The following is a 15,532-nucleotide window of genomic DNA, read 5'->3' on the forward strand; positions in this document are numbered from 1 at the left end:
TAGTAGAATAGGAAAAAGCTATGACAGGCACAAGCTCTATGGTCCCAGCTTCTGCACCACCCTTAACCCTAGATGTATTTCTGCAGCTACCTGAGACTCAGCCCGCCAGTGAATACATCAACCACCGAGCAACCCAAAAAGCAATGCCGCAAGGAGAGCACAGTCTACTACAGGTTGCGCTTTGCAAAGTCATTTTGCAAAGTCATTGATCAAGCAGCAGAACCTCAGCGCATCGCTAAAGCCTTTTCGGAATTACGTTGCGTGTTTGGCGGTGCAGCAATTGTGCCCGATGTATCTATCTTTCGTTGGGAGCGAATTCCACGCACCTCATCAGGACGAATTGCAAATCGGTTTGAAAGCCCTCCAGACTGGGCGATCGAAATTCTATCGCCAGATCAAGCTCAAACCAGACCCTTAGAGAAGCTTTTACACTGCGTAGAACACGGCACGGAATTAGGATGGCTGATAGACCCAGAAGCAGAGAGTATATTGACCCTTTCTTCTGAGTCACAGATAAAGTTGTTTCGAGAAACGCAGGCTCTACCCGTTTTGATGGGTTTAGACCTGGTGCTTTCTGTCAATGACGTGTTTAGCTGGCTGCACTTATAGCAATCTGTGCTAAACGAATGTCTGTACTCGTAAGGTTTCCCGGAAAAGGAAGCACCTGAACGCAAGCTGCAAGCTGTTTGCTCAACAGAGCTTCAGCTAGATTCGTGGCCGCGTTATCGCTACTTACTGTCGTAATTACAACTGAATATTGACTAGATATTTCTTTCTAATACCAGATAAGTTCTTATAGAACAGAATTTTACAGGAATAGCTAAAGCAAGCTTTATAGCCATTCTCAATGTTCAAATATGAGAAAGTACTAGCAGCAGCGTTACCTAATTACGCTTAATGAATACAAATGCTCAATTCAACCAAGCGCTTTTCTAGTCGCGTAGAGAACTACGTCAACTATCGACCCCGGTATCCTGCAGAAGTGCTGAATACCCTGCAACAAGAATGTGGTTTGACCGCTGCATCGGTGATAGCTGATGTGGGCTCTGGTACAGGGTTCCTTAGCGAACTGTTTATAGCCAATGGCAATTCTGTATTTGCAATCGAGCCAAATTTGGAGATGCGGACCGCCGGGGAACAGTATCTTGGCAACAATCCAAAGTTTACAAGTATCGATGGCACTGCGGAAAATACAACACTAGCTAACCAGAGTGTTGATTTCGTCGTAGCAGGACAGGCGTTTCATTGGTTTGAGCGCTCGCAGTCCATGGGCGAGTTTGCTCGAATACTAAAGTCTACTGGCTGGGTGATGTTGGTCTGGAACGAGCGCGATACCAGCTCTACCCCTTTTTTAGTTGCTTACGAGCAGCTATTGAAGACGTATTCACTTGACTATGGACAGGTGAATCACAAACGTATAGACAGAGCTGTTCTATCCGACTGTTTTAGTCCGTCTGAGATCTATGAAAAGAGAGCTAGCTATACTCAAACTTTCGACTATGAAGGAATAAAAGGCAGAATGCTGTCGTCTTCTTATGTACCTGAGATCGGCCAGCGTAACCATGAGGAGATGGTTGCTAGGCTCAATGAAATATTTCGAGAGCATAGTGTGAGCGATCGCATCCATTTCAAGTACACCACCCGCATGTTCTACGGACAAATCAGCCCTTCTACACTGTAACTTTTTACGAAGGGAAGCAGCGTCTCCATTAGTTCTCCACTTTCCCTTTTTACTCTTGATGGCATCAATCGGGATAGGTTGATCGACCGTTTAGCGTCCTCAGGAAGATGAGGGAAAAATGAGATGATACAAACTGGCTTTGGTAGAACAAGCGCCTTGGAGGGATTTGAACAGCCGTTCGATCCAGCCCAGGCGATCGATCTCGAAAGTCCTTTAACAAGTACCGATACTAGCGTTGAAAACACTACCAGAAATGCCGGAGCGCTCTGGCCCTCTTCTCAGCCACTATCCCCCTGGGAGCGCTTTTGTCGGTGGGTAACAAGTACTGAAAATCGAATCTATATCGGTTGGTTCGGGATGTTGGCTATTCCAACCTTAGCCACGGCGGCCATTGTCTTTGTGCTAGCAATCATTGCTGCGCCTGCTGTCGATATGGATGGAACCGGACGAATGGTTTCGGGCTCTCTGCTCGATGGCAACAATCTGATTACGGCAGCGGTTGTCCCTACATCCGCTGCAATTGGTCTTCACTTCTATCCGATTTGGGAAGCGGCTTCTTTAGATGAGTGGCTGATCAACGGTGGGCCCTATCAGCTCATTGTCTTGCATTTCATCATTGGCATTATCAGCTACCAAGACAGAGAGTGGGAGTTGAGCTACCGCCTTAAGATGCGCCCTTGGATTTCGCTAGCGTTTACTGCCCCTGTTGCCGCATCTGTTTCGGTTCTATTGGTTTATCCCGTAGGACAAGGAGGGTTTGCGTCGGGAATGCCGCTTGGCATCTCAGGCACGTTCACTTTTATGATGCAGTTTCAAGCTGATCACAATATTTTGGCTAGTCCACTGCATCAGATGGGTGTGATTGGGGTTTTGGGCGGCGCATTGCTGTGCGCGGTTCACGGCTCTTTGGTGACTTCAACCGTATGTCGCGCTCCGGCCCAAACGATGGCCCTAACGACGACTAAAACAGGGACTGACAGACAAAAGCCGAAGAAAGCTAAAACATACAGTTTTGAACATGCTCAGGCCTATCAGCAGACTCTGCTTTGGCGAGGGGCGAAATTCAATAGCTCAAGAGCCGTTCATTTTTGTTTGGCGGCCTTGCCAGTGGCAGGCATCTGGTCGGCAGCAATCGGTGTGGATCTAGCTGCATTTGATTTCGATCGGCTTTCTTTTGAGTTGCCCTCGCATATCTCAGTTAGGAAGACTGTTGTCCCTACTTGGTCTGATGTGGTGAATCAAGCGAATCTTGGTATTCACACTGTGGGTGAAAAGACACCGCCTAAGTTTTCTGAGTCTGGGTTCCCTGAGTTCAAGCTTTCTGAGTTCGTCGAGCCAATCGCTGAAGATTCCGCTTCGACTTTGCTTAGTCCCCATTCCTGACTTCGACTCTGCTCAGTCTTTGGTAATTGGTCTTCGATAAGTTTGTTTATTTTCGAAAAGGAGAGTTCTCATGACCGCCAGTCCTCCGAAGAGGAATCAGGCTAGCGCTGCAACCGAACAAAGTCCAATACCGACTTCTTTTGAGAGGTGGGCAAAACCAGGACATTTTGATCGCACGTTAGCAAGAGGGCCCAAAACCACCACTTGGATTTGGAACCTCCATGCCGATGCACATGATTTTGACTCACACACCAACGATTTACAAGATATCTCCCGCAAGATATTTTCTGCTCACTTTGGCCATTTAGCGGTGGTCTTTGTTTGGCTGAGCGGCATGTACTTTCACGGTGCTCGCTTTTCTAACTTTTCATCTTGGATGGCCGATCCTACCCACATTCGACCTAGTGCTCAAGTGGTGTGGCCTTTGGTTGGACAGGATATTCTCAACGGCGATATGGGAGGGGGCTTTAGAGGAATCCAAATCACCTCGGGTCTCTTTCAGATGTGGCGTGGAGAAGGCTTCACGAATGAATTTCAGCTATATTGCACCGCGATTGGCGCGTTGGTGATGGCAGGGTTGATGATCTTTGCGGGCTGGTTTCACTATCATGTGCGATCGCCCAAGCTGGAATGGTTTCAAAACGTGCAGTCAATGCTCAATCACCACCTAGCCGGGCTCCTCGGTCTAGGAAGCCTGGGTTGGGCAGGCCACTTGATCCATGTGGCGCTGCCTACAAACAAACTGTTGGATGCAGGTGTAGCGCCCCAAGATATTCCACTACCGCATGAATTTGTTCTTGATAAGGCCTTGATGGCGGAGCTTTACCCAAGCTTTGCTCAAGGGATTAGACCGTTCTTTACGCTCAATTGGGCGACCTACAGCGATTTTCTGACCTTCAATGGTGGACTAAATCCGGTGACTGGCGGCCTGTGGATGACTGATATTGCCCATCATCATGTGGCGATCGCCGTTCTCTTTATCTTTGCTGGCCATATGTACCGTACCAATTGGGGTATTGGTCATAGCATCAGAACCATGCTAGAAGATGCCAGACATCCAAAGATGCTGCCGTTCTTGAGCTTTATCGGCCCAGTCGGCCACAGAGGACTGTTTGAAGTACTCACCACCTCCTGGCACGCGCAGCTTTCAATCAACCTGGCGATGATGGGGTCACTGAGCATTATCGTGGCTCAGCATATGTACTCGATGCCGCCCTATCCGTATCTAGCAACAGACTACGGTACAGTAACGTCTCTCTTCACTCACCACATGTGGATTGGTGGATTCTTGATTGTTGGCGCGGCGGCGCATGCTGGCATTTTTATGGTGCGCGACTACGACCCTGCTGAGAATGTCAACAACGTTCTAGATAGAGTGCTGCGTCACCGGGATGCAATTATCTCTCACTTGGTTTGGGTCTGTCAGTTCTTAGGCTTTCATAGTTTTGCAATGTACTGTCATAACGACACCATGCGAGCATTTGGCCGACCTCAAGATATGTTCTCGGATACGGGCATTCAACTGCAGCCTATCTTTGCTCAGTGGGTACAGCATATTCAGACTATGGCAGTTGGTAGCGCTCAGGTCGCAGAGCCCCTAGGCGATGCGCTTGGTGGTATCCAAAACATCGCCCTATCAGGAGTGGGTACGACCGCACCAGGTGTCGCTAGTCCGGCAAGCTATGCCTTTGGCGGTGGCCTGGTGGCCGTCGGTGGCAAAGTAGCGATGATGCCAATCTCGCTCGGTACAGCTGATTTCTTGATCCATCATATCCACGCTTTTACGATTCACGTCACCGTGCTGGTACTCCTGAAAGGGGTTCTGTTTGCTCGCAACTCCAGGCTCATTCCTGATAAGTCAGAGCTAGGCTTCCGCTTTCCCTGTGATGGACCCGGTCGAGGCGGCACCTGTCAAGTCTCCGCTTGGGACCATGTCTTCCTTGGCTTGTTCTGGATGTACAACTCGATTGCCATGGTTATTTTCCACTTCTTTTGGAAAATGCAGTCAGATGTCTGGGGAGCGGTAGATGCCAATGGCACGGTTTCTCATATAACGGGCGGTAACTTTGCTCAATCGTCCATTACCATCAACGGCTGGCTACGAGACTTTTTGTGGGCGCAGGCGACCCAGGTAATTAGTTCATATGGGTCAGCGTTGTCTGCTTACGGGCTGATGTTTCTAGCTGGGCACTTTGTCTTCGCCTTCAGCTTGATGTTCTTGTTTAGCGGTCGCGGCTATTGGCAAGAGCTGATCGAATCAATTGTATGGGCCCACAACAAGTTGAGAATTACAACGGCGATTCAGCCTCGGGCGCTGAGCATTACCCAAGGCAGAGCAGTCGGAGCCGCTCACTATTTACTTGGCAGTATTGTCACGACTTGGGCGTTCTTCTTAGCGAGAATGGCCGCGATTGGTTAGCGGCATACACCGACGGGCGGGGTGGAGCCGACTCACCCCGTCGCCTATGAAATAACAACAAACATCATGCAAAACCTCTTATCTCTCTGGAACCATGGCGACAAAATTTCCAAAATTTAGTCAGGAGTTACAGCAAGATCCGACCACCCGGCGAATCTTTTACTCTCTTGCCACGGCTCATGATTTTGAAAGCCACGATGGCATGACAGAAGAAAGTCTTTATCAAAGGATTTTTGCGTCCCATTTTGGCCATCTTGCCATTATCTTTCTTTGGACTTCTGGCATTCTTTTTCATGTGGCTTGGCAGGGGAACTTCGAGGCTTGGATCAAAGATCCGCTCAATATCTCACCGATCGCGCACGCCATCTGGGACCCTCAGTTTGGGCCAGCGGCAATGGACGCCTTTACGCCTGCTGGCGCGGGCAACCCGGTTAACTTCTGCTATTCGGGGGTGTATCACTGGTGGTACACCATCGGCCTGCGAACCAACGGCGATCTGTTCGCAGGCGCGATGTTCTTACTGCTGCTGGCCGCTGTCATGCTCTATGCCGGATGGCTGCATTTGCAACCGCGATATCGGCCTAGTCTAGCCTGGTTCAAAAATGCTGAATCTCGTTTAAACCATCACTTAGCTGGTTTGTTTGGCGTTAGCTCGCTCGCCTGGACTGGACATCTGGTGCATGTAGCGATTCCTGAATCGCGCGGACAGCATGTTGGCTGGGATAACTTTCTCTCTATGCCTCCCCATCCGGAAGGGTTGAAGCCTTTCTTCACAGGGAACTGGGGAGCCTATGCGCTCAATCCAGATACCTCAGAGCATCTGTTTAATACGTCCCAAGGGGCAGGTACTGCCATTCTCACTTTCTTGGGTGGGTTTCATCCGCAAACGGAGTCGCTGTGGCTGACGGATATGGCGCATCACCATTTGGCGATCGCAGTCATCTTCATCATTGCGGGTCATATGTACCGCACTAACTTTGGCATTGGGCACAGTATCAAAGAGATGACCGAATCGCTTCAAGGCCCAGGCTGGACAGGATTCTTCATCGCGCCTAACACTGGACGGGGCCACAAAGGTATTTATGATGCCTACAACAACTCTTTGCACTTCCAGTTAGGCTGGCACCTAGCCTGCCTTGGTGTTGTCACCTCGCTGGTGGCCCAGCATATGTATGCCATGCCGCCCTATGCCTTTATCGCCAGAGACTATACAACGACGGCAGCGCTCTATACGCACCATCAGTATATTGCTGGCTTTTTGATGTTAGGTGCCTTCGCCCACGGCGGTATCTTTTTAATCCGAGACTATGACCCGGTTGCCAATGAAAACAACGTACTTGCTAGAGTGCTTGACCACAAAGAAGCGATCATCTCTCATCTGAGCTGGGTTTCTTTGTTCCTAGGCTTTCACACCTTGGCGCTGTATGTACACAACGACTGTGAGGTCGCCTTTGGTAGCCCGGACAAACAGATTTTGGTTGAGCCTGTTTTTGCTCAGTGGATTCAAGCTGTTCATGGCAAAGCTCTCTATGGCATTAGCTCGCTGCTATCTAATCCTGATAGCATTGCCTCAACGGCTTGGCCCAACCATGCCAACGTCTGGCTACCAGGCTGGCTAGAGGCGATTAACAATGGCACCAACTCTTTGTTTCTAGCGATTGGGCCAGGAGACTTTCTAGTGCATCATGCGATCGCACTTGGTCTACATGTCACCACATTGATCCTAGTCAAAGGCGCACTGGACGCTCGCGGTTCCAAGCTGATGCCCGATAAAAAAGACTTCGGCTATGCCTTCCCCTGTGATGGTCCTGGTCGGGGTGGCACCTGCGATATCTCTGCCTGGGACTCTGTGTATCTAGCCACCTTCTGGATGCTAAATACATTGGGCTGGGTGACCTTCTACTGGCACTGGAAGCATCTGGCTATCTGGAGCGGGAACGTGGCTCAGTTCAATGAGGGCTCTACCTACCTAATGGGATGGTTTAGAGACTATCTATGGCTCAACTCTGCCCAGCTAATCAACGGATACAATCCGTACGGCACCAACAATCTCGCAATCTGGGCCTGGATCTTTCTCTTTGGTCATCTGGTATGGGCGATCAGCTTTATGTTCCTCATCACCTGGAGAGGCTACTGGCAAGAGCTGATAGAGACCCTGATGTGGGCTCATGAGAATACCCCGCTCTCGTTTGGCTATCCCAAAGACAAGCCAGTAGCACTATCGATTGTGCAGGCGCGGTTGGTGGGCCTGGTTCACTTTACCGTTGGTTATATTGCCACCTACGGCGCGTTTCTGATTGCCTCTACTGGCAGCAGGTTCCCGTGACCGGATTAGAAACCTAGCTTTAGAGTACTGCTGGGGCAAGCCAATTACTTATCTTCGCTTCGCCCCGGCACCCATTCTGTGGACTCTCCTCGTCCCAGACAGGTTCTGACTGCTAGACCGGTCAGAACTTTCTTCTTTCTTTTTAGTTTGTTTGTCGTTTTGTACAAACTTTCTTTGCGATCGCTTATTGACAGTTCTCTTTCCGCAATTCCCTTCCCACAATTCCTTTTTGCAATTCTAGTGAGGTTATTTCTATGTCTGCTAGCGATGCCTACATCAGCGACGATCCCATTCAGCCCTACCAGGGCAATCCTCAGTTGGGTAATCTAGCCACGCCCATCAATAGCTCCAACCTAGCCAAAGCCTTTATCAACAATCTTCCTGCCTATCGCCCCGGACTCACGCCTTTTCTTAGAGGATTAGAAATTGGGATGGCTCATGGTTACTTTTTAGTCGGACCCGAAGTAGTCTTCGGCCCGCTAAAAGAAGGCAGTCACGGGGCCAATCTCAGCGGCTTGATCACAGCTATCTACATTACCGTATCGGCCTGTTTGGGCATTTCTATTTTTGCCCTAGCAACCTTTCAAGGCGATCCGCGCGGCACATACAATTCTCATTCTAGAGATCGACTGCGTCCGCTCCGTAAAAAAGAAGATTGGTATCAGCTCAGTGGTGGTATCTTGATGGGCTCATTAGGCGGCGCAATCTTTGCCTATGCATTACTAGAAAATTTTGAATTGCTCGATAGCATTCTTCGAGGCGCTGTTAATGTGGGCTAGTTTTGTTCTTCTTTTGTTCTTCATAGTATGCCTGCAAACATACCTAGTAATACGCCCATTAACACGCCTAGATAGGCGTTTCGATCACAAAAACTAAACCCTTACGATTGGATAGGAGATTTGATGAGATGGTAGATGCAACTCAGCTTGAAGGCGCTTATGCCGCAGCCTGGCTCCCTTGGATTATGATTCCAATGATTACCTACATTCTGCCCTTCCCAATATTCGCGATCGCCTTTTTATGGATCGAAAGAGAGGGCGGCGAAGGCGGGCTTGATATCGATGTGATGGGTAGTAATGCGATGAGTAACGAAGCGATGGGTCGAGATATCTCGTCTTAACGACTCAACCGCAACTTGATATTCCGTGTCTTGATCGAAGTTAAGTCGGTTGTCGGCTCAGCCAAAATTCGGACCAAGATTTATTCGTTTATTAGGAAAACATAGCTATGCACAAGACTATACGCAAGTTTTTCTCGCTTTTATTAGCCGCTTTCGTGTGGCTCAGCGTGGTATCGCCTGCTGTTGCTGCCTCAGAAGGCTACACAGACACTCATTTAGTTCCCTGCGCTTCCTCACCGGCGTTCAATGAGAGAATGCAAAATGCCCCAGAAGGCTACTACTTTGATACGCCTTATCAGTCTTATGCTGCTAACTTGCTTTGCGGCGCAGAAGGATTGCCTCATCAGCAGCTCCGGTTCGACCGAGCCATAGATGTACTCATCCCCTTCGGAATTTTCTTCTATGTCGCTGGGTTTATTGGCTGGTCTGGCCGGGCTTATCTTATTAGCAGCAATCGCAATTCCAAACCAGAAGAAACAGAAATATTCATTGATGTGGCGCTGGCTATCAAATCCTTTGTACAAGGATTGCTATGGCCCCTCCTCGCTGTCAAAGAGCTAACGACCGGAGAGCTGACTGCGCCAGTATCTGAAGTCTCTGTATCCCCTCGATAACAGCCATCTCGACCACCTCTACCGTGACCAACTCTACTGTCTGGAGAACCCACATGAAATACTTCGCCAAATATCTAACAAGTGCGCCTATTATGGCAACCGTAGCCCTAGTTTCTCTCTCTGTTGTCCTGATAGAGCTGAATCATTTTTTCCCGGGTCTACAGTACGGTACTTATTTTCACAGCGTACCTTAAGCTAGCCCAAAGTCGTATCAATAGCTACGAGAAGGCTTACCGCTGGCTGATTCTGGACATCAGTCAGCACTTCAAATTTTTATATACTTTGAATAGAGAGAAACATACATCGCTAAAATTGTCTTAACCTCTCAGCGATAAAGTTCAAGTTCTATCTCAATTTCTCTCTATCTCAATTTCTCTCCGTTGATGTTTCTCTTATCCCTTACTATCTAGCTTGCTCGCTTCTGAATCCTGCTCTTGAACGCCGCTCTTAAATCCTGCCCTTGGATATGTTGGATACTGTACTTTAGTGTGGTGTTCGAAAATGAAGGTGTTTGAAGACAAGACAAAGACAAGACTCAATAAAGTCTTGGTAGAAGTAGCTAGAGGACATAACAAAAGTTCTTTAATTAATTAGGCTGAAAAATGAGGATTCTACTCGTAGAGGATGATGAATCAGTTGCTAAAATCCTTCACAAGGTGCTAACTGATGAGCACTACATTGTTGATGTCGCCTATACTGGACATATTGGTTGGCAACTGGTTAGTTCCTTTAACTACGATCTGATTATTCTAGATGTCTTGCTGCCAGAGCTAGATGGTATTAAGTTTTGTCAGCAACTACGTGCCCAAGAATACACCTTGCCTGTGCTTTTCGTCACAGCTCTCGATGATAGCAGCGAAAAAATTGCAGGACTAAATGCTGGGGCAGACGACTACATCACTAAACCGTTTGAACTAGAGGAGCTGCTAGCTCGAGTGCGAGCGCTCTTAAGACGAGGAAAAACCTCTGTTGTCCTGACTACCCTCGAGTGGGAAGGACTGCGGCTAGAGGTAAACAGTAGAGAGCTGACTTATCGAAACAATAAACTTTCGCTCACACCTAAAGAACACGCTATGTTGGAGCTGTTCTTGAGAAATCCAGCTCAAGCATTTAGTCGAGAGGCGATCATAGACAACCTTTGGAGCTACAGTGATGCTCCCGGAGAGGAGACGGTTACCTCTCATATGAAAGGGCTGCGTCGAAAGCTTAGAACCGTAGGTGCGCCTGCCGATCTCATTGAAACGGTGTACGGCGTGGGCTACCGTTTAAAGCCGATAGAGACTGAAGTAAAGCCGATAGAGACTGAAGAGTTATGTTCTGTTGATTCTCGTAGTGCCACTTCAGATATTGTGAAGCTTCGCCATCAGCACACACAGGCGGCGCTATCGGCTCTGTGGAAGTCAGTGAAGTCTCAACAAACCAACCGATTGGCAATATTACAACAGGCATTCGAGCAGCTTCAAAGAGGGACTCTCTCAAAGGAGATGAGAGAGTCTGCTTATCGTAGCTCGCACAGTTTGACAGGGGTGCTCGGTATTTTCGGGCTAGAGACAGGATCTGAGATCGCTAGGCAAATCCAGATCCTACTACAGGGCGAAACTCCTATCTTGGCAGACGATCAGGCCCGCTTGGATGCACTCATCAGAGCGTTGCAGGCAACGATTGATGAGGCTATTGAGCATCGGGGCCGTACAGCAGTAGAGATCCCAAAAGTGCCGCTGTTAGTCTTGGTAGATCCGCAATTGAGGATGATGCCAGCGCTGGTGGGTATGCTGCGAACAGAAGGATTTACGGTAAAGATTTCGCATCATATAGAGTCTTTGGTAGCGATGCTATCTTCTTCTAGATTGCTTGATAAGAAAGCTGGAATAAATCAAACAGATAGAACAAACCAGACAGATAGTCGCACTCGCTCGGAGAGAACAGTTCCAGATGTGGTGCTGCTAGGGTTCTCTTTTGCGGATTTTGAGGACGATTGTGAGAGTGATTTGAATGATGACTTGGACAGAGACTTGAGATCGAGCCAGCTAGATAGGCTAGCTAAATTAGTGAATGAAGTGCCATCTTTGATGCTGCTGATATGTAGTGGTGATGGATCGCTATCAAGTCGAGTTAGAGCTGCGCAGCTAGGTGACTATCCCTTCTTTTACAATCCGGATGTCGCTAGTGTGGCTAAGACGATAGCGCTGCTGCGATCGCATCCTCTCTCAGCTCCTCGCAAAATCTTAGCTGTTGACGACGACTCTCAACTTTTGCAGACACTGAAAACTCGACTCGCGCTAGAAAACTACCAAATTGTCACTTTAGACAAACCACTAGAGTTCTGGAAAACCCTACAGGACGAGAATCCAGATTTGCTGCTATTAGATATCTCGATGCCGCAATTTACCGGCATTGAGCTTTGTCAAACGGTGCGTCGGTCACCCGCTTGGCGCCATCTGCCTATTGTTTTCTTTACGGCTCACGCTGAGCCTCATCTTCAGCAGGCCGCATTTAAAGCGGGCGGTGATAACCTGATCGAAAAATCTCTGTCCGACGCACAGCTATTGGCTCATCTTGAGCATCAGATGAAGCGCTCGTACCTACAACAGGTGATCGCCACCGCTAATAGCCCTACCACTGTCCCCCCATGACCCAACGATCACTCGCTTCGGCTAGAAATATAGAAGAACTCCTGCACCGAATGACTGACCGTATTCGGAGATCACTTGAGTTGCCCGAAATTTTGGAGGCAACCGTCGATGAGATGCGTCAATTTCTCAAAACCGACCGAGTTAAAATCTATCAGTTTCACCCAGACGGCAGCGGGGAGGTTGTTGCTGAAGCCATCTATCAGCAGCGGTTACCCTCCCTGCTCGGGCAACGATTTCCTGCCGAGGACATTCCAGAACAAGCCCGTGAGCTATTCTTAAAACTCAAACAACGCAGTATCGTCAACGTCTCTACACAAGAGATAGGAATTAGCCCCTTGTTAAGCAGTGAAGCTAAAGTTGCACTGCTTAAAGGACCGAAAGCGAAGACGACTATCGTCTTTCGCAGTGTTGACCCGTGTCATGTTGAATATCTAACCGCTATGGGAGTGCAGTCTTCTTTGGTTGTTCCTATTCTCTATCGCCATCGGCTATGGGGATTGATGGTTGCTCACCACAGTGTTCCTAAACGATTTGGTGATCGGGAGCTAGAGATTGTCCAGCTCATCACTGATCAGGTAACTGTTGCTATCTCTCACGCCAGCTTACTACAGCTTACTCGGCTGCAGGGCCAGCATGAAGCAATCATTAACCAGACAGTATCTTACTTACACTCTACTGTTGAAGATCCGCTACAGCGAGCCCTTCAGCATGTAGTCAACGAGCTACGGTGCGCCGGCGGACGACTGTACATCGAATCAAGTATCTCCTCTAATCGCAAACCGTTAGCTATCAACCCACCCAAGCAAAAACCAAAAGACAGATGGGTATACGTTGGAAACCAGCCCGCTCAGTTTCAGAGGGGCGTTCAAACACTAGAATGCCAGGAGCTAGAGCTTCAAGAGTCAGCACTTAAAGTTCAAGACTCTCTAGAATCAAGAACTCAAGAGCTAGAACAGTCTATCGAATGGCAAAGCTGGCTGCAGGATGACTTTTCTAATCAGGCTGTAGCAAACCTGTGGGAAATTTCTGATATAGAGACTGCTCAAATTCCCCAAGCGATCGCTAATGCGTTAGCTCACGCCAGGATCCGCAGCTTGCTAATAGTAAAACTAACCAGCCAGAATCAGTTTTTAGGCTATCTTAGCCTGTTTCGTCAGCCAGTTGATATCGAAACTGTATGGGCCGGACGGCTAGACGAGGCCGATCCTCGGCAACAGCGTCCGCGTCAGTCGTTCGAGGCGTGGCAAGAGATCAGAAAGAACCAAGCTCATGCTTGGGAGCCTAGAGACATTGGGCTAGTTCAAGATCTAGCAGATCGGTTTGCCTCTGTTATCTATCAAACGCAGCTCTATCAAAAAATTCAGTTGCTCAATGCTGACTTAGAACAGCGTGTCCTAGAAAGAACAGCTGAATTGCAAGCGACCAATCAGCACCTGAGTCAAGAAATAGCTGAACGAGAACGCGCTCTTGCAGCCCTTCAGGAAGCCAGAGATTCTCTCAAGCGACTTAGCCATCAGAATGAGCTAATTCTGAAGGCCGCCGGAGAAGGGATTTACGGCATAGATCCCAAAGGCCAAATTGTATTCTCCAACCCGGCAGCAGCCAAAATACTCGGGTATCCAAATGCAGCGCTAGCAGGCAAGTTCATGCACGATTTGCTCAATCCTACAAAACCACAAGGCGATCGCTATCGTTGGCAGCAAAGCCCTATTTTCAATACGCTGCGATACGGCCAGACCCACCATGTTACCGGCGATTTCTTTGAAAGACAAGATGGATCTAGGTTTCCAGTAGAGTATGTCAGCACCTCGATTCGAGAAAGTGGAAATACCATCGGCGCTGTTGTAGTTTTCCAAGATATTACCGAGCGCCAAGCGGTAGACTCGATGAAAGATGAGTTTATTGCTGTTGTTAGTCACGAACTGAGAACGCCCTTGACTTCTATTCGCGCTGCCCTTGGCCTACTCGCTCAAAGCCAGATTGAAATCTCTCCTGCTAAGCAGCAGCGCATGATCGAGATTGCCTCCTCGAACACCAATCGCTTAGTCCGTTTAGTCAACGACATTCTCGATGTCGAACGCATCAAACTTGGCAAGATTGTTTTAAACAAGCAGATCTGCAATCTATCTACAATCATCACTCAAGCTACAGACGAGATGCGAGCCATGGCAGATAATCGCAGCATTCACCTGTCGGCTTCTTCTCTCTCGATCGAGCTGTGGGTAGACCCAGATAAAATCATTCAGACTATCGCCAACCTACTAAGCAACGCGATCAAATTTTCGCCAGTGAACTCAACGGTAGAGATTTCGGCGCAGCAGATCCGCTCAGACGATGTTTCTCGTATCCAAAAGCACTTAAGCGCAAAAGGAAAATCAGCCATTGAGGCTGGCCTCGAGATTGGTGAGTCTGTATTGCTCGTAATGGTTAAAGACGCAGGCAGAGGGATTCCTAAAGACAAGCTAGAGGCCATCTTTGAGCAGTTTGAGCAGCTCAATACTTCAGACGAAGCGCATCAAGGTGGAACCGGTCTAGGTTTGGCTATCTGTCGAAGTATCGTTCAGCGGCATCATGGTGAAATATGGGCTCAAAGTGAGCTGAACAGCGGCAGCACTTTCTACTTTACCCTCCCGATAGGAGACGACCTATCTTCATAAGAAATATAGAAACAAGAGCTACTATGGCTTTTGTCCCTGGGCTGAGGTGCAGCACACTGACTGAAAGCCTCATGTGGCAACGGGCATAATGCGCGGTTCCTGGATGCGTCTGAGAACCGCTATATAGATTCGGCTGCTCACCTCGCTAACACAGTGAGCGCTGAAAATGTTTAGAGAAAGCGTATGGGGAAAACTGCTATGGCTGCGAAGCGTATTTTGATTGTGGATGATGATGCTGATATTAGAGAGGCTACTCAGATCTGTTTGGAGATCACAGGGGAGTGGGAAGTGCTCATGGCAGAAGATGGCGTCGAGGGACTGGCGATCGCCCAGCTTGAAAAGCCCGATGCGATTCTACTAGACATGATGCTACCAGGCATGGACGGACTAACTATTCTAAAAAAACTAAGAGAACAGGTCGAAACCCAAACCATTCCCATCGTCATTTTGACTGCTACAGCCCAGCCCAATGAGAGAAAAAATTTTGATCAGCTCAAAGTCGCTGCCGTTATCACCAAGCCCTACGACCCAATGACTATTTCGGACCAGATTATGTCAGTGCTCTTGACCTCTCGCTAACGTCTGCTGACTAGCTCTACTTCGCAGAAGTTCAGTTCGCAGCGCAGCTACCGAATAAAAATTACAGACTAGAATCAGCGCCGATGATTGAAACCTACAATAAGGACTTAGCGATGACTT

Annotated in this window: 13 protein-coding genes; 12 read left to right on the plus strand and 1 reads right to left on the minus strand. The window is 48.5% G+C overall.

What is annotated here, in order from left to right:
- Positions 1-72: 72 nt before the first annotated feature.
- Complete coding sequence (locus tag S7335_RS07260) at positions 73-609, plus strand: Uma2 family endonuclease (RefSeq protein ID WP_369791679.1); 537 nt, start codon at positions 73-75, stop codon at positions 607-609.
- Here the strand turns inward: S7335_RS07260 and cutA are convergent.
- Positions 590-769, minus strand: coding sequence for a divalent cation tolerance protein CutA (gene cutA, locus S7335_RS29435; RefSeq protein ID WP_083785051.1), 180 nt, complete (start codon positions 767-769; stop codon positions 590-592). The genes S7335_RS07260 and cutA overlap by 20 nt on opposite strands.
- Positions 770-907: 138 nt before the next feature.
- On the opposite strand from cutA, the gene S7335_RS07265 reads away from it, so the two are divergent.
- From S7335_RS07265 to S7335_RS07310, 11 genes are all read left to right on the plus strand, one after another.
- On the plus strand, positions 908-1,681 hold the full coding sequence (locus tag S7335_RS07265; RefSeq protein ID WP_006457229.1) for a class I SAM-dependent methyltransferase: 774 nt from the start codon (positions 908-910) through the stop codon (positions 1,679-1,681).
- 123 nt (positions 1,682-1,804) lie between these two features.
- Positions 1,805-3,064 carry a photosystem I reaction center subunit IX gene (locus S7335_RS07270; RefSeq protein WP_006456314.1) on the plus strand — a complete coding sequence of 420 codons (1,260 nt, stop codon included), beginning with the start codon at positions 1,805-1,807 and terminating at the stop codon, positions 3,062-3,064.
- A gap of 70 nt (positions 3,065-3,134) precedes the next feature.
- The gene (gene psaA, locus S7335_RS07275; RefSeq protein WP_006457625.1) at positions 3,135-5,483 is read left to right on the plus strand and encodes a photosystem I core protein PsaA; all 2,349 of its coding nucleotides are present in this window, start codon (positions 3,135-3,137) and stop codon (positions 5,481-5,483) included.
- A gap of 94 nt (positions 5,484-5,577) precedes the next feature.
- Positions 5,578-7,809: a photosystem I core protein PsaB gene (gene psaB / locus S7335_RS07280; RefSeq protein ID WP_006456395.1), complete on the plus strand. Its 2,232-nt coding sequence runs from the start codon at positions 5,578-5,580 to the stop codon at positions 7,807-7,809.
- A gap of 254 nt (positions 7,810-8,063) precedes the next feature.
- Positions 8,064-8,588 (plus strand): photosystem I reaction center subunit XI, encoded by a 525-nt coding sequence (locus S7335_RS07285; protein ID WP_006454815.1) that lies wholly within the window; start codon positions 8,064-8,066, stop codon positions 8,586-8,588.
- Between the two features lie 128 nt (positions 8,589-8,716).
- Positions 8,717-8,929: a hypothetical protein gene (locus S7335_RS28390; RefSeq protein WP_006454332.1), complete on the plus strand. Its 213-nt coding sequence runs from the start codon at positions 8,717-8,719 to the stop codon at positions 8,927-8,929.
- Between the two features lie 107 nt (positions 8,930-9,036).
- Positions 9,037-9,543, plus strand: coding sequence for a photosystem I reaction center subunit III superfamily (locus S7335_RS07295; RefSeq protein ID WP_006457245.1), 507 nt, complete (start codon positions 9,037-9,039; stop codon positions 9,541-9,543).
- Between the two features lie 53 nt (positions 9,544-9,596).
- Positions 9,597-9,737 (plus strand): hypothetical protein, encoded by a 141-nt coding sequence (locus S7335_RS26680; RefSeq protein ID WP_006457306.1) that lies wholly within the window; start codon positions 9,597-9,599, stop codon positions 9,735-9,737.
- A 408-nt stretch (positions 9,738-10,145) separates the two neighbouring features.
- Positions 10,146-12,176 (plus strand): response regulator, encoded by a 2,031-nt coding sequence (locus tag S7335_RS07300; protein WP_006454699.1) that lies wholly within the window; start codon positions 10,146-10,148, stop codon positions 12,174-12,176.
- Positions 12,173-14,833: an ATP-binding protein gene (locus tag S7335_RS07305; protein WP_038015847.1), complete on the plus strand. Its 2,661-nt coding sequence runs from the start codon at positions 12,173-12,175 to the stop codon at positions 14,831-14,833. Before S7335_RS07300 ends, S7335_RS07305 begins: the two co-directional genes overlap by 4 nt.
- A 198-nt stretch (positions 14,834-15,031) precedes the next feature.
- The gene (locus S7335_RS07310) at positions 15,032-15,412 is read left to right on the plus strand and encodes a response regulator (RefSeq protein ID WP_038017403.1); all 381 of its coding nucleotides are present in this window, start codon (positions 15,032-15,034) and stop codon (positions 15,410-15,412) included.
- Positions 15,413-15,532 lie beyond the last annotated feature (120 nt).

It is taken from the genome of Synechococcus sp. PCC 7335 (assembly GCF_000155595.1).
Lineage (GTDB): Bacteria > Cyanobacteriota > Cyanobacteriia > Phormidesmidales > Phormidesmidaceae > Phormidesmis.

Coding starts and splice junctions, on each gene's coding strand:
- S7335_RS07260 (WP_369791679.1), top strand. CDS start 73: ATGTATTTCTGCAGCTACCTGAGACTCAGCCCGCCAGTGAATACATCA.
- S7335_RS07265 (WP_006457229.1), top strand. CDS start 908: ATGCTCAATTCAACCAAGCGCTTTTCTAGTCGCGTAGAGAACTACGTC.
- S7335_RS07270 (WP_006456314.1), top strand. CDS start 1,805: ATGATACAAACTGGCTTTGGTAGAACAAGCGCCTTGGAGGGATTTGAA.
- psaA (WP_006457625.1), top strand. CDS start 3,135: ATGACCGCCAGTCCTCCGAAGAGGAATCAGGCTAGCGCTGCAACCGAA.
- psaB (WP_006456395.1), top strand. CDS start 5,578: ATGGCGACAAAATTTCCAAAATTTAGTCAGGAGTTACAGCAAGATCCG.
- S7335_RS07285 (WP_006454815.1), top strand. CDS start 8,064: ATGTCTGCTAGCGATGCCTACATCAGCGACGATCCCATTCAGCCCTAC.
- S7335_RS28390 (WP_006454332.1), top strand. CDS start 8,717: ATGGTAGATGCAACTCAGCTTGAAGGCGCTTATGCCGCAGCCTGGCTC.
- S7335_RS07295 (WP_006457245.1), top strand. CDS start 9,037: ATGCACAAGACTATACGCAAGTTTTTCTCGCTTTTATTAGCCGCTTTC.
- S7335_RS26680 (WP_006457306.1), top strand. CDS start 9,597: ATGAAATACTTCGCCAAATATCTAACAAGTGCGCCTATTATGGCAACC.
- S7335_RS07300 (WP_006454699.1), top strand. CDS start 10,146: ATGAGGATTCTACTCGTAGAGGATGATGAATCAGTTGCTAAAATCCTT.
- S7335_RS07305 (WP_038015847.1), top strand. CDS start 12,173: ATGACCCAACGATCACTCGCTTCGGCTAGAAATATAGAAGAACTCCTG.
- S7335_RS07310 (WP_038017403.1), top strand. CDS start 15,032: ATGGCTGCGAAGCGTATTTTGATTGTGGATGATGATGCTGATATTAGA.